Raw genomic sequence first — 24,418 nt, forward strand, 5'->3', positions numbered from 1 at the left:
TGTCGTGACCAGCGCGCCGCATACGGCCACCGCCCGCTCGGTCGCCGAGGACGCGACAGTGCTGCTCAAGAACGGCGGGGTTCTGCCGCTGAACGCAGCGACGGTCGGCTCCATCGCCGTCATCGGGCCGGACGGCGGGACCGGCGAACAAACCGCCGGTGGCGGATCGGGTCACGTCAACGCACCACCCGGCGTGACGCCCTTCGATGGCATCACCCGGCGGGCAGGGTCGGGCGTGCATGTGCGGTACGCCGCGGGGCTTCCCAACGACATCGCCGGCGCCGCCAAGCTCGCGGCGAACTCATCGGTCGCCGTGGTATTCGCCAACGATGCCGAAGCCGAGAACGTCGACCGCCCGAACCTCTCGCTCCCGCACAATCAGGATGCCCTGATCTCCGCGGTCGCCGCGGCGAACCCGCACACGGTCGTGGTCCTCAACACCGGTGGTCCGGTGCTCATGCCCTGGTTGAACAAGGTCAGCGGCGTCCTGGAGGCCTGGTATCCGGGCCAGGAGGACGGCAACGCCGCCGCCGCGGTGCTCTTCGGCGACGTCGATCCGTCAGGAAAACTGCCGGTCACCTTCCCCGCGAGCGCGGCCCAGAGCCCCACGGCTGCCGCGATCCGACGGACCGCGCCCAACAACACGATCGTCTACGGCGAGGGCCTCGAGATGGGGTACCGCTGGTACGACGCCCACACCCAGAATCCGTTGTTCCCGTTCGGATACGGCCGGTCCTACACCACGTTCCGGGTCAGCAACCTCGCCACCGTGGCGAACGCGGACGGCAGCGCCACGGTTGACGCCGACGTGACCAACACCGGCAGCCGCGCCGGCCGGTCGACTCTCGAGATCTACGTCGGACATCCGGCCGCCGCCGGCGAACCGCCGCACCAGCTCGGCGCATTCGGCAAGACGCCCGTCCTCGCCCCCGCCGCAACGAGGCACGTCCGTCTCACGGTGCCCGCGAGCGCCTTCCTGCATTGGGACACCGCCGGCCACCGGTGGGCCGGAACCGCGGGGGCGTACACGATCTGGGCCGGGGGCTCCTCGCGGAACCTGCCGCTGCACCAGACCCTTCGACCGCGCTTCACGAATGGTCCGCCGTGGCTGCTGGCCTACCGCAACACTGACGGCTCCCTCGCCGCGCGGCGTTCGGAGGACCCCCGGGCGAACCCGGATCGCTCCCTGGGCTCCCCGGCCGGGCTGGGGATCTCCGGCCCACCGGCGGTCGCGATCACAGCGAACGGTCGCACGTACTACGTCGCCGCCGGGGTGGATCACGCGCTGTACGTCCGGACCACAGTCACCGGCTGGACCCGGCTGGTCGCCTCCGCCGGCAACCACTGCACTCAGCCGGGCGCGGTGGTCGCCGGCACACAGCTGCTCTTCGGCTGCCTGGGGACCGGCGCCAGGATCTACGAAGCCGCCGCCGGCATCCCCGCCGCAAACGGCAATCCGCAGGCTCCGAGCATGTCCCCGGTGGCGGGTGGCGTGCGATCCGGGCCGGCAATGTATGAGGACGCCGGCACGCTCCACCTGACATTCCTGGGCGCCCCCTATGCCGGAGGCAACACCTACGACCGGACCCTGACCGCCGCCGGCCGTCATCTCGGAACGACCTGTGCCGGGCCGCCCGCGGCCGCCGCGGCCGCCGGCACGCGGTGGTTCGCCTGCCGCAGCACGGCCGGCGCGCTGGAATACCGGCACGAGGGTGTCGGCGGCCCGGGGACCGGCGCCGTCGGGTCCATGACGGGCACTCCAGGGCTCGCCGTCGCCGCCACGGGCGCCCAGGTCACCGCGAGCTACGCCGGGACCAATCACTCCATCTACACCCGGCTGCTCACCAGGATCGCCGTCGACCCGAGCCGCCGCTCCGCTACCGGTACGACGATGGAAGGTGTCGCCGCAAGCGACCCGCCGAGGTGAGCGGCGCGTCCCTCAGGCCGGCGTGACCCGGATCATGTTCCACGACATCGGCGGCAGCGCGACGGTGACCCCGCCGCCGTCGACATGGCCCTCCGGGAGCCTGCGCGGTGCGACCCGATCTGGGTGGTCGACGGTGTTGGTGGCCAGCGGGTCCTCGTGGGTGACGACGGTGTGGGCGACGGTCTGCAGCGCGGGGAGCGAGCGGAGGTCGAGCTGCAGCGGCTGGGCGTCGTGCTGGTCGCGGTTGACCGCGAAGACGGTCAGCTCACCGGTCTCCTCGGCGAGGACCGCGACGCTGTCGATCACCGGCACGTCGCCGAACCACGCGGTGTCGTAGGTCGGGCCGTCGGTGACCGTACGGAGCACGGTGCCCCGCCCGTAGCGGCTGGTCAGTGCGAAGGGGTGGAAGATCGTCTGCCGCCACGCGGGTCCGCCGGTCTCGGTGAAGATCGGTGCGATCACGTTCACCAGCTGGGCGAGGCAGCCGAGGCGCACCCGGTCCGCGTGCCGCAGCAGGCTGATCAGCAGGTTGCCGACCACCACGGCGTCGACCGCGTTGTAGATGTTCTCGAGCAGGTGCGGCGCCTCCGGCCACTGCGTGGTCGGCCGCTCCTCCCCCATGTACCAGACGTTCCACTCGTCGAAGGACAGGTTGATCCGCTTCTTGTGCCGGCCCTTGGCGCGCACCGCGTCGACGGTCGAAACCACGCCGTCGATGAACTGGTCCATGTCGGTAGCACAGGCCAGGAAGCTGTCCCGGTCGCCCTTGCGCTCCTGGTAGTAGGAGTGCAGCGAGACGTAGTCGACGTGCTCATAGGTGTGCTCGAGGACCGTCGCCTCCCACTCGCCGAAGGTCGCCATCCGCGAGTTGGACGACCCGCACGCCACCAGCTCGATCGACGGGTCGACCCATTTCATGGCCTTCGCCGTCTCGGTGGCGAGTCGTCCGTACTCCTCGGCGGTCTTGTGCCCGATCTGCCACGGCCCGTCCATCTCGTTGCCGAGGCACCACACCGGCACGCGGTGTGGTTCGGTCGCGCCGTTCTTACGGCGTAGATCGGACCACTTGGTGCCACCGGCGTGGTTGCAGTACTCCACCAGATTCTGTGCCGCATCCACGCCGCGGGTGCCGAGGTTGACCGCGAGCATCGGCTCGGCGCCCACCCGCCGCGACCATGCGCAGAACTCGTCGGTGCCGACGGCGTTCGACTCGAGCGACTTCCACGCGAGGTCGAGCCGGGCGGGTCGTTCGGCCCGCGGGCCGATCCCGTCCTCCCACTCGTAGCCGGAGACGAAGTTGCCGCCCGGGTAACGGAGCATCGGGGTGTCGAGCTCGCGGACGAGCCCGGCGACGTCCTCGCGGAAGCCGTCCTGGTCCGCGGTCTCGTGGTCGGGCTCGTAGATGCCGGTGTAGACGCAGCGCCCGAGGTGCTCGACGAACGAGCCGTAGAGCCTCGGGTCGACCTCACCGATGCGGAATGCGGGATCTACGGTGATGCGGGCGTCGGGCACGCCTGTTCCCTTCTCGAGTCGTGTCGTGCGGGACGGAACTGTCTACTTGATGCCGGTGTTGGCGATTCCCTCGACGATCCGGCGCTGGAAGAGCAGGAACACCAGGATCAGCGGGAGTGCGCCGAGCACCGCGGAGGCCATCACCTGGCCGTAGATGATGCCGTACGCCGACTGCACGCTCGCCAGTCCGACGGGGATGGTCATCAGCTTGGTACTGGAGAGCACGAGCAGCGGCCATAGCAGCTGGTTCCACGTCCACACGAAGGTGAAGATGGTCACGGCGGAGATGGCCGGCTTGCACAGCGGCATGAAGATGCGCGAATAGATCCGGAACCAGCCGGCCCCGTCCAGTCGGGCGGACTCGACGAGGTCCTTGGGCAGTCCGTCGAAGAACGACGCGAACACGAACACCGCGATCGGCGTCGCGATCGCCGGCAGGACGATCGCCCAGTAGGTGTTGAGCAGCTTGAGGCCGTTGAACTCGCGGAAGAGCGGGAGGATCAGCACCTGCGCGGGGATCAACAGGCCGGCCAGGATGAGGCCGAGCATGATCCGCTTTCCGCGGAACTGCGTGCGGGAGATGGCGAAGCCGGCCATCGAGCAGACGACGACCGTGAATGCCGCGGAAAGGCCGGACGTCACGATGCTGTTGAGGTACCAGCTGGGCAGGTCGGTGGCGTTGACGACCTGCCGGTAGTTGTCGATGTTCCAGTGACTGGTCCACCACGAGATCGGGTTGGTGGTGATCTCCGCCTCGGGCCGCACCGACGTGTCGATGGCCCACAACAGCGGGATCAGCCAGACGGCGGCGAAGACCAGCAGTACCGACCCGCAGAAGAAGTTGAAGTAGCGGGTCCGGTGGTCGCCCCGGCCGGCCACCGTCGATCTGCCGTGGCGGGCGGGGGTGCGCACTGTAGTGACAGCCATGGCTCAGGCCTCCTTGGCCTGGCGACGACTCGCCAGGAACCACACGATCGAAACGACAAGGATCAGCAGGAAGAACAACATCGACGCGGCAGCGGCGTAACCGGCGCGGTAGTCGGTGAAGCCGATGTCGTAGATGTACTCGATCGCCGGCCGCGTGGCGTAGTTCGGCCCGCCCTGCAACAGCAGGTACATCTGGTCGAACACCTTCAGCGACGCGATGATCTGCAGCATGGTGACCAGGAGCGTGGTACGCCGGAGCAGCGGGATCGTGATCGACCGCATCTGCCGCCACGGGCTCGCGCCGTCGACCGACGCCGCTTCGTAGAGCTCGCGCGGTATCTCCTGAAGCCCGGCGAGGTAGAGCACGAAGTTGAAGCCGATGGTCCACCAGATCGTCATGATGACGACCGAGGCCATCGCCCAGTTGGGGTCACCGAGCCAGTTGGGCGGGGTGATCCCGATGTCGGTGAGCCAGCCGTCGAACAGGCCGATCGACGGCGCGTAGAGCCAGCTGAAGACGAGCGCGACGGCGGCGGACGGGACGACGTAAGGCGCGAAGAACACGAGCCGGAAGAACCATCGCCCGTGCCGGAGCCGGTCGGTCAGCAGGGCCATGCCCAGCGCGAGAACGATCAGCGGCGGCGTGGTCAGGATCGTGAAGAGCACGGTGTGCCAGATCGACGACCAGAAGTCGCTGTTCTTCAACGCCTCGGCGTAGTTGGACACGCCGGCGAAGCCGGACAGGCCGGGCCGGACGAGGCTGGTGTTGAAGAAGCTCATCACGATGCCGTAGAGCGTCGGCCCGATGAGGAACAGCAGGTAGAGCACCAGGAACGGGGTCATCAACCCCCAGCCGGCGCGGTTGTCGGCGCGTTTCGTCTCGTTCTTGTCGGCCGTTTGGCCTGCCGTCGGTGCGGCGACGGTGGTGACCGCCATGGGAATACCTCCAGTGAGCAGGCGTCGCTATCCGACGGGTGACTTGGCAACGGTGTAGCGGGTGAGCCCCTTGCGGATCTGCGCGATGGCGGCCGCGGGGGTCAACTGTCCCGACTCGACCGCGGAGATCGCCGACCCCACGACGATTTCGAAGTCCGACCCGGAGCCGGAATACCACCCGGGCGGGTCGTAAGCCGCCGCGTAGGCCGCATCGACGTAGTTGGACTGCGGCTTGAGCTTCTTGTAGGCCGCGCTCTTCTGGATCGGCAGCCAGGCCGGGACGTGTCCGCCGGCGGCCCACGTCATGCTCTGGTCGAGCATGTTCCGGATGAAGGCGAGGTCGAGGTCGAGCCGCGCCGCGTTACGGTTGGGATCCTTGGGGAGTACGAAGGTGTGCGAGTCGGCCTGGACGGAGTACTTGCTTCCGCCGAAGACGTTCGGGAACCGCGTCATGCTGAAGGGCGTCTTGGCGGTGAGGAAGGTCGTGACCTCCCACTCGCCCTGCATGAAGAACCCGGCCTTGCCGGTGGTGAAGAGGGTGAGTGCGCCGCCGTAGTCGATGGTCGCCGGCATCAGCTTCTTGGTGACGGTCAGCTCCTGCAGGTAGGACAGGGCCTTGGTCGCCTTGGCGTCGTCGAGGATGAGCTTGCGGCCGTCGTCGGCCAGCACCTCGCCGCCCAGCTGCGAATAGAGCGTCTGGAAGATCCGCCAGCAGGTCGAGGTGTCGGAGTTGATGCTGACGGCGCCGCCCCACTCGCCGGTCACCTTCTTCGCCGCCGTCATGGCGTCGATCAGGCCGTCCGGGCCGTCGATGTCCTTCAGCGAGCCGTCCTTGTCGAGCAGGCCCGCCTTCTTGCAGACGTCGGTGTTGTAGAAGAGCACGAACGGGTGGGTGTCGAGCGGGACGGCGTAGAGCTTCCCGTCGACGTGCGCGGCGTCCCACGCCTTCGGGGTGAACTTGTCCGCGGTCATCCCGTGCCGGGCGAGGTCGGCCTCGTTGAACGGCGTGAGGAGGTCCGCACGGGCGAGGGTCGTGGCCCGGGTGAGGTGCGAGATGCCGACGTCCGGCGGTCGCTTGCCGAGGGTCGCCAGCTCGAGCTTGGTGTAGTAGGGATTGCCCCAGGTCAGGGTGGTCGCGCTCAGATCGATCTGGGGGTGGGTCTTCGTGTAGCCCTGCTCCATGGCCACCATGCGCACGCCGTCGCCGCCGCTGAAGAGGTTCCAGTAGGTGAGCTGGTCGGCGCCGGGACCGACCCCGGAAACGCCCGATGCCAACGACGACCCGCAGGCGGTCAGACCGACACCGCCCGCGGCGAGCAGCCCGGCGCTGCGCAGCAGCTCGCGCCGGGACAGGCCGCGCCGGTCACCTGGGAGATTGGTCATCTGTGATCCTTCCCTAACGCGTACGGGCGACCGCTGGAGCGCGGCACACCACCTGCTTCACCGGCCGAGGACTCGCGGACCACCAGCCGCATCGGAAGTAACACCCGCTGGGCGACGTCGGCGCCGCGGATCCGGTCGATCAGTAGCGCCATCGCCCGTCGGCCCGTTTCCCGGAACGGGATCGAGACCGTCGTCAATGGGGGGATGAGATGCGCGGAGACCGGCAGGTCGTCGCAGCCCACCACGGCGCAGTCGTCGGGGACCCGGCGGCCGCGCGCGTGCAGCGCCGAGATCACTCCCACCGCCATCAGGTCGTTCTGCGCGAAGATCGCGGTCACCCGCGGTTCGCGGTCGAGGAGCTCGCACGCCGCGGCGTATCCCCCGGCGACGGTCCAGTCCGACTGCACGATCCGCGCGGGCGAGAGCACCCGGTCGGCCCGGCCGAGCGCGGAGCGGAAGCCGCGCAGCCGGCTCTGCACGACGCGCCGCCCACGCGGTCCGATGACCGTTCCGATGATCCGGTGCCCGAGCTCGACCAGGTGCTCGGCCGCGAACCGCCCGGCCCGGGAATGGTCCGAGCCGACGACGGGCACGCCTCCGCCGGGCACGTGGTGCATGCTCACCGCCGGCACCCGGCTGCGGAGCAGGTCCGCGACGCCCTCGTCGTCCTCGTGGTTGGGGGCGGCGGCGAGGATGCCGTCCACCCGGCGTTCGAGCAGCTGTTGGGCGTAGGCCCGGGCGTCCTCCCCGCCGGGGAGCACCGCGCCGATGAGCACCACATGACCCTGGTCGCGCGCCTCGCGTTCGGCGCCGACGACGAACTGGGCGAGCACCCAGTCGTCGAGGTCGTCCGCGACGATCCCGACGGTGTACGTCGACTGGGTGATCAGCCCGCGCGCCAGGGCGTTGGGCACGTAGCCGAGTTCGGCGGCCGCCGCCCTGATCCGGGCCTGCGTCTTGTCCGACACCGTGGCCGCGCCGCCGTTGAGCACCTTGCTCACCGTCTGAAAACTCACCCCAGCTCGCGCGGCCACATCTTTCAGCGACACGTACACATCGGCTCCGTCTGTGCCGGAAGGCGAAGCTTCGCCTGTCCGCAGGAGACATTCGCACGCCGATCCGCCGCCCGCAACCCGGTAGCCGGCGCAGTCCGGTTGGGCCGGATGGCGGCGTTGACAAGATAGTGGTCACTCACTACTTTGGCCGTATGCCCACCGCAACCAGGCAGAGCGCCGAGCAACGTCGCGAGACGGTGCTCGCCGCCGCCATCGAGGAGTTCGCCCGCGGCGGCCTGGGCGGCACCAGTACCCAGACCATCGCCGAGCGGGCGGGGATCAGCCAGCCCTACCTGTTCCGGCTCTACCCCACGAAGAAGGAACTCTTCCTCGCGGCGGTCGAGCGCACCCACCGGCGGATCGTCGAGCAGTTCGAGGCCGCCGTCGGCGACCGCAGCGGCGAGGATGCGCTCAAGGCCATGGGAGCGGCCTACGGCGAGCTGATCGCCGACCGCACCTTCCTGCTCATGGAATTGGCGTCCTACGCCGCCTGCGACGACGAGGACGTCCGCGCCGTGTCCCGTCGTGGGTTCCGCGACGTCTGGTACGCCGTCGAACGGCTGTCCGGCGCCTCCCCGGAGGAGGTCCAGAAGTTCTACGCCTTCGGGATGTTCTGGAACGTGGTGACCGCGATGCAGCTCGGCGAGGTGCACGAGCGATGGGCCGAACTCGCCTGCGTGTTCTCGGACAAGGTCGTCCCGCCGGCCGCCCCACCGACGTAGCAGCACCGACGTAGCCACAGCATCGAACGGAGCCACAGGACCGACCTAGCTGGGTATTTTTTTGAGCCAAGTAGTGAGTGACTGCTAACTAACCTTGGAGCCGACGATGACCCCACTCGGACGCCGGGCCACCATCTGGACCTTCGTGGTGACCTCGGTCGCCGCGTTCATGGTGAGTCTGGACAACCTCGTCGTGACGATGGCGCTGCCCTCGATCCGACACGACCTGCACGCCGGGCTCTCCGGCCTGGAATGGACCGTCAACGCCTACACCCTGACCTTCGCGGTGTTCCTGCTGACGGCGGCGAGCCTCGGCGACCGGTTCGGCCGCCGCCGGGTCTTCACCATCGGCCTCGCCGTCTTCACCCTCGCCAGCGCCGGCGCGGCGCTGGCCCCGAACATCCAGATCCTCATCGCGGCCCGCGCCATCCAAGGCCTCGGCGCGGCCACGGTGCTGCCGCTGTCGATGACGATCCTGTCCGCCGCGGTTCCCGCGGCCCGTCGCGGCGCCGCGCTCGGAATCTGGGGCGCGGTCTCCGGCCTCGGCGTCGCGGTGGGTCCGCTCGTCGGGGGCGCAGTCGTGGACGGTGCGGCCTGGCAGTGGATCTTCTGGCTGAACGTGCCGGTCGGCCTGCTCATCCTGCCCGCCGCCTGGCGGCGCCTGGCCGAGTCCCGTGGTGCCGCGCGCCGCCTCGACGTCCCCGGCGTCGCGCTGGCCAGCGCCGGACTGTTCGGCATCGTCTTCGGCGTGGTGCGAGGCAACTCGCACGGGTGGACCAGCGCCAGCGTGCTCGGCAGCGTGATCGGCGGAGCGGTGCTGCTGGCGGCGTTCGTCGCCTTCGAGCGCCGTACGCCGCAGCCGATGCTGCCGCTGCGGCTCTTCGCCAACCGGACGTTCGCCGCCGTCAACGCCGCGAGCCTGCTGTTCAGCTTCGGCATGTTCGGCTCGGTCTTCCTGCTCGCGCAGTTCATGCAGACCGTGCAGGGCTACTCGCCGTTCGAGGCGGGGCTCCGCACCCTGCCGTGGACCGGCATGCCGCTGCTGCTCGCCCCGATCGCGGGTCCGCTCGCCGACCGCATCGGCGGGCGCCCGCTGATCGCGACCGGTCTTGCCTTGCAAGCCGTCGGGCTGGCCTGGCTCGCGCTGGTCACGACGACGACCGTGAGCTACCTCGCACTCGTGCCGGGGTTCGTCCTGGCCGGTATCGGGATGAGCCTGTTCTTCGTCCCGGTGGGGACCGTGGTGCTCGGTGCGGTGCGGCCGGTCGAGCAGGGCGTCGCCTCCGGTGCGAACAACGCGATCCGGGAGATCGGCGGGGTGTTCGGAGTCGCCGTGCTCGCCAGCGTCTTCGCCGCCCGCGGCGGCTACGCCAGCCCGCAGTCGTTCGTCGACGGCCTGATACCCGCGGTGGCGGTCGGGGCCGGGGTGGTCGCGATCGGCGCGGCCGCAGCGCTGCTGATCCGCCGCCGCAGCGACGTCACTGTGCCGGCCGGATCGGAGCCGGCGGAGGTGCTGCAGCAGACGGAGGCACCGCAGACGGAGCCGGCGACCGTCGGCTGACCGATCAGCACCAGCCAGGACGGGCCCGACCGATCAGTGGTCGGGCCCGTCCTGCTCGGCCAACTCGTCGTACCCGGGCTTGAGGACGTCGTCGATGAGCGCGAGCCGCTCGTCGAACGGGATGAACGCCGACTTCATCGCGTTGATCGTGAGCCAGCGCAGATCCGACCAGGTGTAGCCGAAGGCATCCACCAGGCCGCCCATCTCCGAGGTCATCGTGCCACCGCTCATCAGCCGGTTGTCGGTGTTGACGGTGACGCGGAAATAGAGCGTGCGCAGCAGCCCGATCGGGTGGTCCACGATCGACGTGGCGGCGCCGGTCTGCACGTTGGACGTCGGCGCCATCTCCAGCGGGATCCGCTTGTCGCGGACGTACGCCGCGAGCCGGCCGAGCTCGACCCGGCCGTCGTCGTGCACCGTGATGTCGTCGATGATCCGCACGCCGTGGCCGAGCCGGTCGGCGCCGCACCACTGGATCGCCTCCCAGATCGACGGGAGCCCGAACCCTTCGCCGGCGTGGATCGTGAAGTGGGCGTTCTCCCGGTGGAGGTACTCGAACGCGTCGAGGTGCCGGGTCGGCGGGTAGCCGGCCTCCGCGCCGGCGATGTCGAAGCCGACCACCCCGGCGTCGCGGTAGCGCACCGCCAGCTCGGCGATCTCCATCGACTGTGCGGCGTGACGCATCGCGCTGAGCAGCGCGACGACGCGGATCCGGTGCCCGGCGCGGTCGGCCCGGGCAGTTCCCTCCCGAAAGCCGTCCAGGACTGCGTCGATGGCCTGCTCGTGGGTGAGGCCGCCTTCGACGTGCAACTCGGGGGCGAACCGCACTTCGGCGTAGACGACGCCGTCGGCGGCGAGGTCCTCGGCGCACTCGGTGGCGACCCGGACGAGTGCCTCGCGGCTCTGCATCACCCCGACCGTGTGGGCGAAGGTCTCGAGATAGCGCTCCAGCGACCCGGAGTGCGCGGCACCGAGGAACCACTCCGCGAGATCGTCGACGTCCTTCGTCGGAAGTGCGTCGTAGCCGGCCTCCTGCGCCAGCTCGATCACCGTCGCCGGGCGCAGCCCGCCGTCCAGGTGGTCGTGCAGGAGCACCTTGGGAGCGGACCGGATCGTCTCGGCGGTGAGCGGTGTGGGCATTTCTGCACCCTAGCCGCGATCGGGTTCGTACCCCGTCAGGTCGAACTCCGGCTGCTCGCCGAGCGCGAGCGACGCGGCCAGCAGGCCGGCGTAGGGCCCGATCGTCAGCCCGGTCGGCCCGAGACCGGTGGCGACCACCACGCCGGGCGTCGAGCGCAGGGTGCCGAGCAGCGGCAGGCCGTCGGCGGACAGCGGGCGCAGGCCGACCCGCGTCTCGACGACGGTCGCGTCGGCGAGGGCCGGCGCCACGGCCAGTGCGTCGCCGATCACCTGCGCGATCCCGCCCGCGGTCACCCGCAGGTCGAAGCCGCTGCCGGTCTCGCGGGTCGCGCCGAAGACGACCCGCGATCCCGGGAAGGCCAGCAGGTAGCCGTGCCCGACCGCCTGGATCACCGGCCAGTCGTCGGTGTCGGCGCCGGGAAGCACGACGTGCACCAGTTGCCCGCGCTGCGGTGCGACCGGGAGTTCGATCCCCAGTGGGCGGCACAGCGCACCGGTCCAGGCACCCGCGGCCACCACCACGCGGTCGGCGCTGATCGGCTCGCCGTCCAGACGGACACCGGTGACGGTCCCGTCCGTGACCATCAGTTCGGCGTCGCCGGACCGCTCGACGACGCCACGCCGCGCGCCGGCGCGGCGCAGCGCAGCGCACAGCAACCGGCCGTCGACCCGGGAGGCGCCGGTGACGTGCACCGCACCGAGGTCGGCGCGCAGCGCCGGGAACAGTTCCTGAGCGCCACCGGGTGGAAGCAGGGTCACCGCACCGATCTCGTCGACCTGCTCCCGCCGACGGAGCAGCCGCTGGTAGGCACGCTCCAGGTTGGCCGGGTCGGGATCGACGACCAGACCCCCGACCCGGGCGTGACCCATCTCCTTCTCGCCGTCGTCGGCGAGCGCCGCCAGCAGGGTGGGGTAATACGCCGAAGACGGGTGGCCGATCCGGGCCCAGTCCGGGTTCTGCTCCGACGACAGCCACGGCGCGACGATCCCCGCGCCGGCGTCCGTCGCCCGGCCGGCGTCGGCCCGGTCGACCAATACCACCGGCACATTTCGCCGACTCAGGTGATAAGCCGTCGCGGCGCCGACAATCCCTCCACCGATCACGACCACAGACATGGAAGTCACTGTGCCCGAGCCCCCGGCGATGGACAATGGCCCGAACGTCCGCCCGACGGACTTTCACTCGTCCAAGGAACGCACGATGACCTGGCTCCCCCGCCGTACACGGGCCCTGCTGGCCGCTGTCGCGATTGCCGTGGTGCCGATCGTCAGCGTGACGACGTCAAGCGCAGCACCGCGCACCGCCGTCTCGCACAAGGTTCTCTGGATCACGATGGAGAACCACTCCTACGCCGGCGTCATCGGCAAACCGGTCGTCGCGCCGTACATCAACAACACCCTGCTGGCCGCGGGCGGGAACGCCACGAACATGCACAGCGAGACACATCCGTCGCTGCCCAACTACATCGCGATGGCCACCGGATCGACGCACGGCATCGCCGACGACAACGCCCCGGTCAAGCACCCGATCACCGGACCGAGCCTGTTCAGCCAGGTCGACCCCGCCTGGCGGGCGTACGAAGAAATCATGCCGTTGCCGTGCCGCCAGTTCGACACCGTCTTCACCGCCAACACGCAGTACGCCGTGCGCCACAACCCACCCACCTACCTCGTCAGTCCGCCGATCAGCGCACCGAATGCGCACTGCACGAGCAATGACGTGCCGCTCGGCAGCACCACCTCTGGCAAGCTGCTCACGGCACTGAATACCGGCGCACTGAAGAAGTTCTCCTACGTCACACCGGGCATCTGCCACGACATGCACAACGCGCCGACGGGCAGCACCTGCGTCCCGGCCAACGTGGTGACGGCCGGCGACAACTGGCTCAAGCAGTGGATGCCCAAGATCTTCGCGTCACCGGACTACACCAGCGGGGCGCTGTCGGTGTTCATCACGTGGGACGAGGGTGGCGGCGGCGCGAACATCAAGGGGATGGACTGCCAGAGCGCGCAGTACCTCGACGATGCGGGGTGTCACATTCCGACCCTCGTCTTCTCGAAGAGCACGAAGCCCGGCTCGACCACCAACACCTACTTCGACCACTACTCGATGATTCGGACGGCCGAGGAGTTGCTCGGCCTGCCCACCACCGCTCTGGGCACCAACGTGTCGGGTGCCAACTCCATGCGGGCGGCGTTCACGCTGTAGTCGCGGACTATCCGAGGTCGGCCACCCGGTCGATGACCAGCGGCACCGTCGTCATGGGCCCGTCGATCTCGATCGCGCCGTCGAGCGCGGCTACCGCCCGCTCGATCCGGGCCGGGTCGTGGGTGTGCAGTTCGAGCAGCGGGGCGCCGGCCCGGACCTCGTCGCCGGGCTTGGCGTGCAGCACCACACCGGCCACCTCCGAGACCGGGTCCTCCTTGCGGCTCCGCCCGGCGCCGAGCCGCCAGGACGCGACGCCCACGGCGTAGGCGTCGAGCCGGGTCAGCCGTCCGGTCGCCGCGGCGCCGATGATGTGCACCTCGTCGGCCCGGGGCAGCGTCGCGTCCGGATCGCCGCCCTGGGCGGAGATCATCGCCCGCCAGACGTCCATCGCGCGCCCGTCCTGGAGCGCGGCGGCCGGGTCCGCGTCCGGAAGTCCGGCCGCGGTCAGCATCTCCCGCGCCAGGGTGACGGTGAGCTCCACGACGTCGGCGGGCCCGCCGCCGGCGAGCACCTCCACCGCCTCGGCGACCTCCAGCGCATTGCCGACCGCGCGGCCGAGGGGGACGTCCATCGCGGTGAGCAATGCGACGGTACGCACGCCGTACGCCGTGCCGAGCCGCACCATCTCGCGGGCCAGCTCGCGGGCGGATCCGGCGTCCTTCATAAACGCACCAGATCCCACCTTCACGTCGAGGATCAGCGCATCCGCGCCTTCGGCGATCTTCTTGCTCATGATCGAGCTGGCGATGAGCGGGATCGACTCGACCGTGCCGGTGACGTCGCGCAGCGCGTAGAGCTTGCGGTCGGCAGGCGCCAGATCGTCACCCGCGGCGCAGACGACGGCTCCCACATCGCGCAGCTGGGCCAGGTAGTCGGCGTGGGACAGCCTCGCCCGCCAGCCCGGGATCGACTCCAGCTTGTCGAGAGTGCCCCCGGTGTGCGCGAGGCCGCGCCCGGACAGCTGCGGCACCACCGCACCGCAGGCGGCGACCAGGGGCGCGAGCGGCAGAGTGATCATGTCCCCGACGCCGCCGGTGGAGTGCTTGTCGACGGTCGGGCGCCCCAGCCCGGACAGGTCGCGGCGTACCCCGGAGTCGATCATCGCGCCGGTCCACCGGGACAGCTCGTCCGGGGACATCCCGCGGAAGAAGATCGCCATCAGCAGCGCGGTCATTTGTTCGTCGGGCACCTCGCCGCGGGTGTAGGCGTCGACGACCCAGTCGATGTGCGCGTCGTCGAGCCGTGCGCCGTCGCGCTTGGTGCGGATCAGGTCGACCATGTCGAGGCCGCGGGCGCGACTCACGACGGCAGGTCGTCCGGGCCGAAGGCGTCCGGCAGCAGCTCACTGAGCGGGCGGATCCCGCTCGCGGTGTCGACCTGCAGGTCGGGTCCGCCGTGCTCCCAGAGCAATTGGCGGCACCGTCCGCACGGCATCAGCACCGCGCCGGCTCCGTCGCAGCAGGCGAAGGCCACCAGCCGGCCGCCGCCGCTCGCGTGCAACGCCGACACCAGCCCGCACTCGGCGCACAGGCCGAGACCGTAGGAGGCGTTCTCCACGTTGGTGCCGACCACCGTCCGGCCGTCGTCGACCAGCGCGGCGGCACCGACCGGAAAATTCGAGTACGGCGCATAGGCGTGCGCCATCGCGGCGCGCGCGGCGGACCGCAGTCCCGGCCAGTCGATCGGGCGGGCGCCGGTCATGACTTCACGTACGGTTTGCCGTCGGCGGCCGGTGCCCGCACCTTCCCGACCAGCCCGGCCACCGCGAGGATCGTCGCGATGTAGGGCGCCATGTTGAGGAAGTCCGACGGGATCGGCGATCCGACGCTACTGACCAGGCTCTGCAGCGCGTCGGCGAAGCCGAACACCAGCGCACCGACGAGTGCGCCGCCGGGACGCCAGCCGCCGAAGATCACCGCGGCCAGCGCGATGTAGCCCTTGCCCGAGGTGATGTTCTTGCCGAATCCGCCGACCGACCCGATCGTGAACGACGCCCCGGCGATCCCGGCGATCAGCCCGCCGAGCAGGACGACGCGGTAGCGGGTGGCCCGCACCCGGATCCCGACGGTGTCGGCCGCCGTGGGGTGCTCGCCGACGGAGCGCACCCGAAGGCCCCATCGGGTCCGGAACAGCCCGATCTGCACGACGATCAGCAGACCGTAGGTCAGGTAGAGGAACACGTTGCCGTCGAAGAGGATCGGGCCGATCACCGGGATGGCGCCGAGGCCGGGAACCTTGACGTTGGGGAAGAAGCCCGGCGAGTTGAGGGTGTCCTGATAGGGGATCAGGACCCGGTCGGTGAGGAAGTTCGTCAGCCCCAGGGCGAAGACGTTCAGGACGACGCCCAGGATCACCTGGTCGACGAAGTAGCGGATGGCGAAGAAAGCGAGGACGAGCCCGAGTACGGCGCCGGCCAGTGCGGCGCCGATCAGCCCGAACCACAGCCCGCCCAGCGCACTGCCCACGATCGCGCCGGTGAAGGCGCCGAGCAGGAACTGGCCCTCGATCGCGATGTTGATGACGCCGGACCGCTCGCAGAGCACGCCGCACAGGGCGCCGAGCACGATCGGAACGGAGCGGACGACGGTCGCGTTGCCGAGGTCCACCAGGCTGACCGCATTGCCCTTGCCGACTGCCGACCAGGCCAGGAAGGCGAAGAAGAACGCGACGAGGACGAACGCGGTCGCCCACGCGTTGGCCCGGCGGGGCATCGCCCCCGCGGCCTGCACGCCGCCGACGGCGACCATCACCGCGCCGAGCACGATGCACACGATCCGGACCGGCACCATGATGGCGAACGCGCCGGGGCCGTTGTCGGTCGAGAGCCCCAGATCCGAATGTGCGCCGGCGGCCACACCGAGCCCGAACGCGAAGATCGTGAGCAGACCCAGGCCGACGCCGACCACGCCGAGGACCTGCGCCCGGGTCATGGCGAACGCGGGCCGGGGAAGGCTTGCCGACACGCTCACCCGTTCCACCCCCTCGACAGTCCGCGGCCCTCGCCGCCGGTGCGGGCACCCTTCAACCGGAAGATTCCGCGGACCAGGGGCGGCGCCGCGATGAAGAGCACGATCAGCGCCTGGATCACGGTGACCACGTCGACCGGGGTCGAGGTCGCGGCCTGCATCGTCGTACCACCGGCCTGCAGCGCACCGAAGAGGAACGCCGCACCGACCGTGCCCCACGGCCGGGCCCGGCCCAGCAGCGCCACGGTGATCGCGTTGAACCCGAGCCCGGAGTAGACGCCGATCGAGAGGAAGTAGTCGGTACCGAGGACCTGCGCGGTGCTGGCCAGGCCGGCCAGGCCACCGGCGATCAGCATCACCAGGATGTAGGTGCGGGGTACGTGCATCCCGGCGGTGCGGGCCGCCTCCGGGTTGGCGCCCACCGCCTTGAACTCGAAGCCGAGCGTGCTGCGGTTGAGCAGCCAGGCGCAGGCCGCCGCCGCCAACAACGCGACGATGATGCCGGCGTTCAGCGGAAGCGCTGCGCCCGCGAGCTGCGGCAGTCGCGCGTTCGGGTGGACGATCGGGCTCACCAGGTCGGTCCGGCCCGGCCGTTGGAAGGCGTCCTTGTGCAGCAGGAAGTCGAGCAGGGACGCCGCGATGTAGTTGAGCATGATGGTCGTGATCACTTCGTGCGCGCCGGTGCGGGCCTTCAGCCAGCCGGCGATCCAGCCCCAGACCGCCCCGCCGACGAATCCGCCGAGTAGTGCGACGAGCAGGTGCAGGACGATCGGCAGCTGCAGGGCGAAGCCGAGGTAGCCGGCGAGGATCGCGCCCACCACGATCTGGCCCTGCGCGCCGATGTTGAACATCCCGGCCTGGAAGGGGATCGCGACCGCGAGCCCGGCGAGGATCAGCGGCGTCGCCTGGTTGATGGTCGAGCAGATCGGGTAGAAGACCTCGCTCAACGTCCCGCTGCCGTTGATGTAGGCGCTGATGTCACTCGGGTCGACGATCGAGCCTTTGAACAGCGCGCTGTACGCCGCCGCCACCGAGTCCCACGCCGCCGACAGCGCGTCGCCGGGCGCGGCGAAGAAGTAGCCGAACTTCGGCAGCACCGCGGGATCGGAGAAGGCGATCAGCAGCCCTCCGAGGAACAGCGCGATGACGATCGCGAGGATCGTCACCACCACGGAGTTGCCGTGCACGATGTCGTCGAGCACCCGACGGAGGAAGGGCGGCCGCGTCGGCTCCTTCGCCTCGGACGGCGCCTGCGCGGTCACGACGACCGCTCCGGCTCGCCGAACTCCTCGCCGTTGCCGACCTGGGAGACCTCGCTCGGATGCGCCTCGCTCTCGGCTCGCGCCTGCTCCGGATCGACGCCGGCCATCATCAGGCCCAGCTCGTCCCGGGAGGCACCGGATCCCAGCACACCGACCAGCCGGCCGCGGTACATCACCGCGATGCGGTCGGCGAGCGCGAGTACCTCGTCGAGCTCGGAGGAGACGATGAGTACGGCGACACCGTCGTCGCGCGCCTCGACCAACCGGCGGTGGATCGACTCGGTGGAGCCCACGTCGACCCCGCGGGTCGGCTGCGACGCCACCATCAGCCGCACGGTGCGCGACAGCTCGCGGGCGAGGACGACCTTCTGCTGGTTACCGCCGGACAGCGTGCCGGCGGGCGTGTCGACCGACGTCGTGCGGATGTCGAAGGACGCGACCAGTTCGTCGCCGTTGCTGCGCACCGCCGCCCTCTTGATCGCCGGACCGGACGCGAACGGCGGGACGTCGTACTGGTCGAGTACGAGGTTGTCGGCGACCGAGAAGGTGGAGATGAGCCCGTCGCGCTGGCGGTCCTCGGGGACGTAGGCGACGCCGGCCCGCAGGATCTCGCGGGGGGATCGTCCGGCGAGTTCCCGCCCGTCGACCTGGATCGACCCGGCGGACGGACGTCGTACGCCGACCAGGGTCTCGGCGAGCTCGGTCTGCCCGTTGCCCTCCACCCCGGCGACCGCGACGATCTCGCCGGCCCGGACCTCGAGCGAGAGGTCGTCGACGCGGGGCAGGTTCTGGTCGTCGCGGACGGTCAGGCTCCGGATCGACAGGACGGCGGGTCCGGGTTTCGCCGGCCTCTTGTCGACGCGGAGCACCACGGTCCGGCCGACCATCATCGACGCGAGGTCGGCCTCGGAGGCGTCGCCGGTCGTCGTCCCGATGACCCGGCCGCGGCGGAGCACCGTGATCGTGTCGGCCGCCGCCTTGACCTCCTTGAGCTTGTGCGTGATGAAGACGATCGACTTGCCGGCCGCACGCAACGTGCGCATGACCGCCAGCAGGTCGTCGATCTCCTGCGGGGTGAGCACGGCGGTCGGTTCGTCCAGGATCAGCACGTCGGCGTCGCGCAGCAGCGCCTTGAGGATCTCGGCGCGCTGCTGGACGCCGACGGGAAGGTCCTCGACCCGCGCGTCCGGGTCGACCGCCAGCCCGTATCGCTCGGAGAGCTCGACCACCCGGCGGCGGGCGGCCGCGTGGTCGAGGAACCCGGGTCCGCGGATGGGCTCGTTGCCGAGCACGAGGTTCTCGGCGACGGTGAAGACCGGGACCAGCATGAAGTGCTGGTGCACCATGCCGATGCCGGCATTGATCGCGTCGCGCGGCGAGCGGACGGCGATCTCGGTGTCGTCGATCAGGATTTTTCCGTCGTCGGGCTGGGTCAGCCCGTAGACGATGTTCATCAGCGTCGACTTGCCGGCGCCGTTCTCGCCGAGCAGGGCGTGGATCTCCCCCGGTTCGATCGTCAGGTCGATGCCGTCATTGGCGACGAGCGAGCCGAACCGCTTCGTGATACCGCGCAGCTCCAGCTTCAGGGCGGTTCTCCAGGTGTCGTGCCCGCCGCCTCTCTGCCGCGGGTCCGGTGATTATCCGGCTCGCCCCGTCGGCCGCCCCGGCCGGGTCGACCCGGCCGGTTCGGCCCCGCGCCGGGTCAGTTGCTGGGTGCGCTCGGCGAGGTCACCTGGATCTTGCCTGCGATGATCTGCGACTTGACCTGCGCGACCTCCTTCTGCAGAGCGGCGGGCACCTTGCTGGCGAAGTCGTGGTACGGCGCGATCCCCACGCCGCCGTTCTTCAGCGTGCCGACGTAGTTGCTGCCCGTGAACGACCCGTTCTTCGCAGCGACGGTGGCCTGCTTCACCGACGGAGCGATGCCCTTCACGACGCTGGAGATGAACAGGCTGCAGTACTGCGGCGCGCTGATACAGCCGTCGGTGTCGACCCAGAGCATGTTGACCTTGCCGTTGCCGTCGGCCTTGACCGCCGCCGCCGCGCCCAGCCCGACGTTGCCCGCGACCGGGAAGATGACGTCGGCGCCCTGCTGCATGAACTGCTCGGTGACCTGCTTGCCCTTGGTCTGGTCGGTGAAGTCGTTGGTGAACGAGCCGTTCTGCGACTTCTCGTCCCAGCCGAGCACCTTCACGTCGGTGTGGTGCTTGCTGTTGTAGTACTGGACGCCGTCCCAGAAGCCGTCCATGTAGATGGTCACCGTGGGCAGCTTCTGACCGCCGAACGTCGCGACCTTGCCGGTCTTGCTCATGCCGGCCGCGAGGTATCCGCCCTGGAATCCGGCCTGCGCGGTGTTGTAGATCAGCGCCTTCACGTTCTGCAGCGGTTTGGAGTAGGAGAAGTCGACGATCGCGAACTTCTGGTCGTGGTTGGCGTTGGCGGCCTTCTCGGTCGCGTCGCCCATCAGGAAGCCGACCGTGACGATGATCCCGCACTTCTGCTGGATGAAGGCGTTGATGTTGTTGGGGTAGTCGCTGGCCTGCTGCGACTGCAGGTACTTCGGGGTGACTCCGCCGGCGGTCGCCGCGTCCTTGATGCCCGTGTACGCCGACGCGTTGAAGGACCGGTCGTCAATGCCGCCGGTGTCGGTCACCAGGCAGGCCTTGAAGCTCGCGCCGGCGTTGCTGCTCTTCGAACTGCTGGACGAGGCGGAGCTGCTCTTCGGCTTGCTCCCGCAGGCGGCGATCACCAGCGCGACCGCGGCGAGCACCGCCAGGATGCGTACCGAACTCTTCACGTGGCCTCCATGAATCGACCCCACCCGGTCGCCCGGCCGCCCCGCCGTCGGGGCCTGGCGGAAGACGCAGCCTCCGGCCGACGCTGAGGCTAGTCCGCGCCGACCTCTTCGGTGGCCGTCCGCGCCCCGCCGAGACCTTCCTGTGACCTTTCTCGGAGCGGCCCCACCCACCCCCTCGACCAAAACGCACTCGGAGTGCGTTTTGGGCGGCGCGGCCAGGTCGAGGTCCGAGGTCGACCGACCGCCCTCCCGGGGCCGCCTTTTGCTCACCGCCCGTTCACGGCAGGATGCCACCGTCCGAGGACCTGCCCGTGGCGCAAACCGGTGCCCGGCCGAAGGGAGCAGCGTGACCGAGAATCTGCACGACCGTGAGGGCCTCGAGGAGCAGGACGGCGGGTCGACCGAGGGGTTGTCCCGCCGCCGGCTGCTGCAGGCGGCCGCCGTGATGGGCGGCGCCGGCGCGCTGACGTTGGCCCCGGTCGGGTTCGCCGGTGCCGCCGAGGGCAGCGCCAGCCGGACGATCACCGGCCACCTCGACACCGGCGCGGCCGACTTCGTCTACCTCCCGGTCAAGGTTCCGTCCGGGGTCCGGCAGATCAGCGTCGAGTACTCCTACGACAAGCCGACCGTGCCGACCGGCGTACCCGGCAACTCCTGCGACATCGGCATCTTCGACGAGCACGGCATCGACCTCGGCGGCCGCGGCTTCCGGGGCTGGTCCGGCGGCTTCCGGACGAGTTTCGCTATCAGCCGGAGCGAGGCCACCCCCGGCTACCTGCCGGGACCGGTGAGCCCGGGCACCTGGCACGTGGTCCTCGGGCCCTACCAGGTCGCCCCGCAGGGGATGAACTACCAGGTCGAGGTGACCCTGGACTACGGCGCGCCCGGCCTGGCCTTCGTCCCGGACTACCCGCCGCACCGCGCAAAGGGCCGCGGTCGCACCTGGTACCGCGGCGACTGCCACCTGCACACCGTCTACTCCGACGGCAAGCGGGAGCCGGCCGACGTCGCCGCCGGCGCCCGCGACGCCAAGCTCGACTTCATCGTCTCCACCGACCACAACACGTCCGCGTCACACGCGGTGTGGGGCAAGTACGCCGGACCGGATCTGCTGATCCTCACCGGCGAGGAGATCACCACCCGCAACGGTCATTGCCTCGCCCTCGGGCTGCCGGCCGGCGACTGGGTCGACTGGCGTTACCGCGCCCGCGACCACGAGTTCTCGTCGTTCGCCCAGCAGGTGCATCGCGCCGGCGGGCTCGTCGTACCGGCCCACCCCTACTGCCCCTACATCGCCTGCTCGTGGAAGTTCGGCTACGCCGACGCCGACGCGGTCGAGGTGTGGAACGGGCCGTGGACCGGCGACGACGACTCGTCGGTCGACACCTGGGACGGCATGCTGGTCGAGTCCGTGCGGACCGGCACGTCGTGGTTGCCCGCCATGGGCGACAGCGACGCGCACAGCCCCGGCCAGGTGATCGGGCTGCCGCAGAACGTCGTTCTGGCCGACGACCTGACCGACACGGCCGTGCTCGAAGGGCTGCGGCGGGGGACCAACTGGCTCGCCGAGTCGTCGTCGGTCGACCTCGACTTCCGGGTGACCGCCCGCAGCGGCAGCGCGCGCACCGCGGGCATCGGCGAGCGGCTGTCCGTGCCGGCCGACACCCCGGTCGACGTGAGCATCACCGTCCGCGGCGTCCCGGACGCGACCGTGCGGTTCATCACCGACGAGGGCCAGATGCACCAGGAGTCGCTGCCGGCCGCAGGGTCGGGCACGGTGACCTGGCGCACCACCCCGTCGCTCGCGGCCTACGTGCGGGCCGAGATCCGGCACCCGCTGGCCGACGGCACGCCGGGGTCGGGCAACACGATCGAGACGACGCTGCCGTTCGGGCCGATGGCGGCGATGACCAACCCGATCTTCCTCGGCTCCGGTCGGTGAGGGGCGGCCGACCGGATGGGCGTCAGGTATCCGCTAAGTCTCGATATCTCCGAAACGGAACGGCGCGCCAGGGTGGTCCGCTAGCCTTTTCGGCCATGAGCCTCGGGGGCCGTTTGGCGGTTTATGCGGGTGTGCTCGCGCTACTGATTCCGGCGCTCGCCGTGCCGGCGGCGGCGGCACCAGGAGCCGCGCAGCGGCCGTCGACCGTCGGCGGCCCGCTGCTCGCCTCGCGCGGCGTGGTCGCGCCGAAGCATGCCCCCGCCCTGCCCGACGACATCACCGCCAAGGGCTGGGTGGTGGCCGACGCGAACACCGGTGCGGTGCTGGCCGCGCGCGACCCGCACGGGAAATACCTGCCGGCCAGCACCCTGAAGACGCTGACCGCGCTCACCCTGCTGCCACGCCTCACCAACCGGCAGCAGATCGTGGAGATCACCGATGCCGACGTCAACGTCGACGGCACCCGGGTCGGGATCGTCGAGCACGGCCGGATCAAGGTGGAGACGCTCTTCGAGTGCATGCTGATGATGTCGGGGAACGACTGCGCCAACGCGCTCGCCCGGACGGCGGGCAGCGTCCCCTCGACCCTGAAGCTGATGGACGCGACGGCCCACAAGATCGGCGCCCTCGACACGCACGCGGGTACGCCGTCCGGGCTGGATGCGCCGGGCGAGCACACCTCGGCGTACGACCTGGCCCTGATCCTGCGGGCCGACCTGAAGATCCCCGACTTCCAGCACTACAACCACCGGCTCTTCGGCGTGATCCCGAAGCAGCCGCCGCACTACAAGTCGATCGGGTTCGCGAACGACAACCTGTTGCTGGCCAACCACTACCCCGGCCTGCTGGCGGCGAAGAACGGCTACACCGACGCGGCGCACCAGGAGTTCGTCGCGGCGGCACAGCAGCACGGCCGCCGGCTGATCGTGACGTTCATGCACGGTGAGCGCTACCCGGTCGAGATGTGGAAGCAGGTCGCTCAGCTGTTCGACTGGGGATTCAAGCTGCCGCAGGGCGTCGCGCCCGTCGGCCAATTGGTCACGCCCCGCCCGCCCGCGACCCATCGGGTGCACGCGACGCCGACGCCGTCTGCCGCTCCGACCCGGGTCGCGACGCGGGCCGCGGCCTCGACCGGCGGCACCGACGGGTCGACCGGCTGGATCGAGCCGCTGGCGATCGGTGTCGGACTCGTCCTCGCCGCCGCGGTCCTCGTCGGCCTGCTCCTGCGGCGGCGGCGTACCGGCTGAGCGCGGCGTCGTCGCTCAGGTGCGGCCCACCCGGCGGCGCAGCGCGAGCACTGACACGGCGCCCGAGATCATCCCCACGCCGAGCAGGCCGACGGCGATCAGCGCACCGCTGGGCGCCGGGGGGCGGGTCCCGTCCTCGCCGGACACCGGCTCGGCGGTCTCGTCCGCCGACTCGGACTCGTGCTCCCGCCGGGCGAGCTCTTCCATCCCGGGGTCGGTGGCCGTCCAGGCGGTGGCGAACAGCACGAATCGGGAGACCAGATTGACCCAGACCAGCAGGCCGATGATTCCGCCGAACACCCCCGCCGAGGGGCTCTGGGCCACCCGCGAGATGTAGTAGCTGGCGCCGATCTTCAAGATCTCGAATCCGACCGCCGCGAACAGCGCCCCCTTGAGCACGGCGCGGGTCGGAATCGGGCTGCGCGGAAGCCGGACCAGCATCCAGGCGAAGATCAGGGTGTCGGCGGCGACGGCGAGGATCAACCCGACGATGCGGGTGCCGACGCCCACACCGGTGGCGTGTTCGAGGTTAAGGGCCCGGACCAGGACGTCGGTCGCCGCGGTTCCCCCCGCCGTCAAGGCGAGCGAGATCAACGCGGCCAGACCCAGGCCGACCAGCGCGAGCAGGTCGCGGGCCTTGGCGGCGATCCAGTTCTCCTCCGCGACCGGGTGGTTCCAGATGGCCTGGATCGCGGTACGCAGGTTGCCGATCCAGCCCAGCCCGGCGTACGCGAGGCCGACCACGCCGATGATGCCGACGGTGCCGCGGTTGTCCACCGCCGAGTCGACCGCTTTTCCGACCGTGGCACCGAACCCGCCCGGGATGTTCTCC

General features: G+C 70.2%; 20 protein-coding genes. 6 read left to right on the plus strand and 14 right to left on the minus strand.

All coding sequences use genetic code 11. The features are described 5' to 3' along the window. A partial coding sequence (locus VGH85_24005; protein ID HEY2176884.1) for a glycoside hydrolase family 3 C-terminal domain-containing protein occupies nt 1-1,927 on the plus strand: 1,927 nt, incomplete at its 5' end. Between the two features lie 12 nt (nt 1,928-1,939). Here VGH85_24005 and VGH85_24010 read toward each other — a convergent pair. Genes VGH85_24010 through VGH85_24030 form a run of 5 tightly spaced genes read right to left on the minus strand, consistent with a single transcriptional unit; the run spans nt 1,940 to nt 7,740 of the window. After that, complete coding sequence (locus VGH85_24010) at nt 1,940-3,439, minus strand: alpha-N-arabinofuranosidase (protein HEY2176885.1); 1,500 nt, start codon at nt 3,437-3,439, stop codon at nt 1,940-1,942. A gap of 42 nt (nt 3,440-3,481) precedes the next feature. Continuing rightward, nucleotides 3,482-4,366 carry a carbohydrate ABC transporter permease gene (locus VGH85_24015; protein HEY2176886.1) on the minus strand — a complete coding sequence of 295 codons (885 nt, stop codon included), beginning with the start codon at nt 4,364-4,366 and terminating at the stop codon, nt 3,482-3,484. Between the two features lie 3 nt (nt 4,367-4,369). Beyond that, nucleotides 4,370-5,302 (minus strand): sugar ABC transporter permease, encoded by a 933-nt coding sequence (locus VGH85_24020; protein HEY2176887.1) that lies wholly within the window; start codon nt 5,300-5,302, stop codon nt 4,370-4,372. Between the two features lie 27 nt (nt 5,303-5,329). Further along, entirely contained in the window at nt 5,330-6,685 is a 1,356-nt protein-coding gene (locus VGH85_24025) for an extracellular solute-binding protein (protein ID HEY2176888.1), read from the minus strand. Then, complete coding sequence (locus VGH85_24030) at nt 6,682-7,740, minus strand: LacI family DNA-binding transcriptional regulator (protein ID HEY2176889.1); 1,059 nt, start codon at nt 7,738-7,740, stop codon at nt 6,682-6,684. Before VGH85_24030 ends, VGH85_24025 begins: the two co-directional genes overlap by 4 nt. Nucleotides 7,741-7,892: 152 nt before the next feature. Between VGH85_24030 and VGH85_24035 the strand changes: the two genes are divergently transcribed. Further along, nucleotides 7,893-8,462, plus strand: a complete 570-nt coding sequence (locus tag VGH85_24035) for a TetR/AcrR family transcriptional regulator (protein ID HEY2176890.1) — start codon at nt 7,893-7,895, stop codon at nt 8,460-8,462. 106 nt (nt 8,463-8,568) lie between these two features. After that, nucleotides 8,569-10,023: a DHA2 family efflux MFS transporter permease subunit gene (locus tag VGH85_24040; GenBank protein HEY2176891.1), complete on the plus strand. Its 1,455-nt coding sequence runs from the start codon at nt 8,569-8,571 to the stop codon at nt 10,021-10,023. Between the two features lie 33 nt (nt 10,024-10,056). Here the strand turns inward: VGH85_24040 and VGH85_24045 are convergent, their stop codons facing one another. Together VGH85_24045 and VGH85_24050 are read right to left on the minus strand one after the other, a co-directional pair. Next, nucleotides 10,057-11,163, minus strand: coding sequence for an adenosine deaminase (locus VGH85_24045; protein HEY2176892.1), 1,107 nt, complete (start codon nt 11,161-11,163; stop codon nt 10,057-10,059). Between the two features lie 9 nt (nt 11,164-11,172). Beyond that, on the minus strand, nt 11,173-12,279 hold the full coding sequence (locus VGH85_24050) for an FAD-dependent oxidoreductase (GenBank protein HEY2176893.1): 1,107 nt from the start codon (nt 12,277-12,279) through the stop codon (nt 11,173-11,175). A gap of 85 nt (nt 12,280-12,364) precedes the next feature. Here VGH85_24050 and VGH85_24055 point away from each other — a divergent pair, with 85 nt between their 5' ends. Beyond that, nucleotides 12,365-13,372 carry an alkaline phosphatase family protein gene (locus VGH85_24055; protein ID HEY2176894.1) on the plus strand — a complete coding sequence of 336 codons (1,008 nt, stop codon included), beginning with the start codon at nt 12,365-12,367 and terminating at the stop codon, nt 13,370-13,372. A 7-nt stretch (nt 13,373-13,379) separates the two neighbouring features. On the opposite strand, the gene VGH85_24060 is transcribed toward VGH85_24055, so the two are convergent. From VGH85_24060 to VGH85_24085, 6 genes are all read right to left on the minus strand, one after another. Then, on the minus strand, nt 13,380-14,651 hold the full coding sequence (locus tag VGH85_24060) for a thymidine phosphorylase (GenBank protein HEY2176895.1): 1,272 nt from the start codon (nt 14,649-14,651) through the stop codon (nt 13,380-13,382). Nucleotides 14,652-14,671: 20 nt separating this feature from the next. Then, nucleotides 14,672-15,073, minus strand: coding sequence for a cytidine deaminase (locus VGH85_24065; protein ID HEY2176896.1), 402 nt, complete (start codon nt 15,071-15,073; stop codon nt 14,672-14,674). After that, nucleotides 15,070-16,341: an ABC transporter permease gene (locus tag VGH85_24070; GenBank protein ID HEY2176897.1), complete on the minus strand. Its 1,272-nt coding sequence runs from the start codon at nt 16,339-16,341 to the stop codon at nt 15,070-15,072. Before VGH85_24070 ends, VGH85_24065 begins: the two co-directional genes overlap by 4 nt. Further along, complete coding sequence (locus VGH85_24075; GenBank protein HEY2176898.1) at nt 16,338-17,600, minus strand: ABC transporter permease; 1,263 nt, start codon at nt 17,598-17,600, stop codon at nt 16,338-16,340. The genes VGH85_24070 and VGH85_24075 overlap by 4 nt, the downstream gene beginning before the upstream one ends. Continuing rightward, nucleotides 17,597-19,186 carry an ABC transporter ATP-binding protein gene (locus VGH85_24080; protein HEY2176899.1) on the minus strand — a complete coding sequence of 530 codons (1,590 nt, stop codon included), beginning with the start codon at nt 19,184-19,186 and terminating at the stop codon, nt 17,597-17,599. The genes VGH85_24075 and VGH85_24080 overlap by 4 nt, the downstream gene beginning before the upstream one ends. A 116-nt stretch (nt 19,187-19,302) precedes the next feature. Further along, nucleotides 19,303-20,397: a BMP family ABC transporter substrate-binding protein gene (locus VGH85_24085; GenBank protein HEY2176900.1), complete on the minus strand. Its 1,095-nt coding sequence runs from the start codon at nt 20,395-20,397 to the stop codon at nt 19,303-19,305. 346 nt (nt 20,398-20,743) lie between these two features. On the opposite strand from VGH85_24085, the gene VGH85_24090 reads away from it, so the two are divergent. Both VGH85_24090 and VGH85_24095 read left to right on the plus strand, forming a co-directional pair. Then, nucleotides 20,744-22,339: a CehA/McbA family metallohydrolase gene (locus VGH85_24090; protein ID HEY2176901.1), complete on the plus strand. Its 1,596-nt coding sequence runs from the start codon at nt 20,744-20,746 to the stop codon at nt 22,337-22,339. Nucleotides 22,340-22,434: 95 nt separating this feature from the next. Continuing rightward, entirely contained in the window at nt 22,435-23,586 is a 1,152-nt protein-coding gene (locus VGH85_24095) for a serine hydrolase (protein HEY2176902.1), read from the plus strand. A 15-nt stretch (nt 23,587-23,601) separates the two neighbouring features. On the opposite strand, the gene VGH85_24100 is transcribed toward VGH85_24095, so the two are convergent. Then, nucleotides 23,602-24,418: YhjD/YihY/BrkB family envelope integrity protein (locus VGH85_24100; protein ID HEY2176903.1), on the minus strand; the 817-nt coding region annotated here is incomplete at its 5' end.

Source organism: Mycobacteriales bacterium, from assembly GCA_036497565.1.
Classification (GTDB): Bacteria; Actinomycetota; Actinomycetes; order Mycobacteriales; family QHCD01; genus DASXJE01.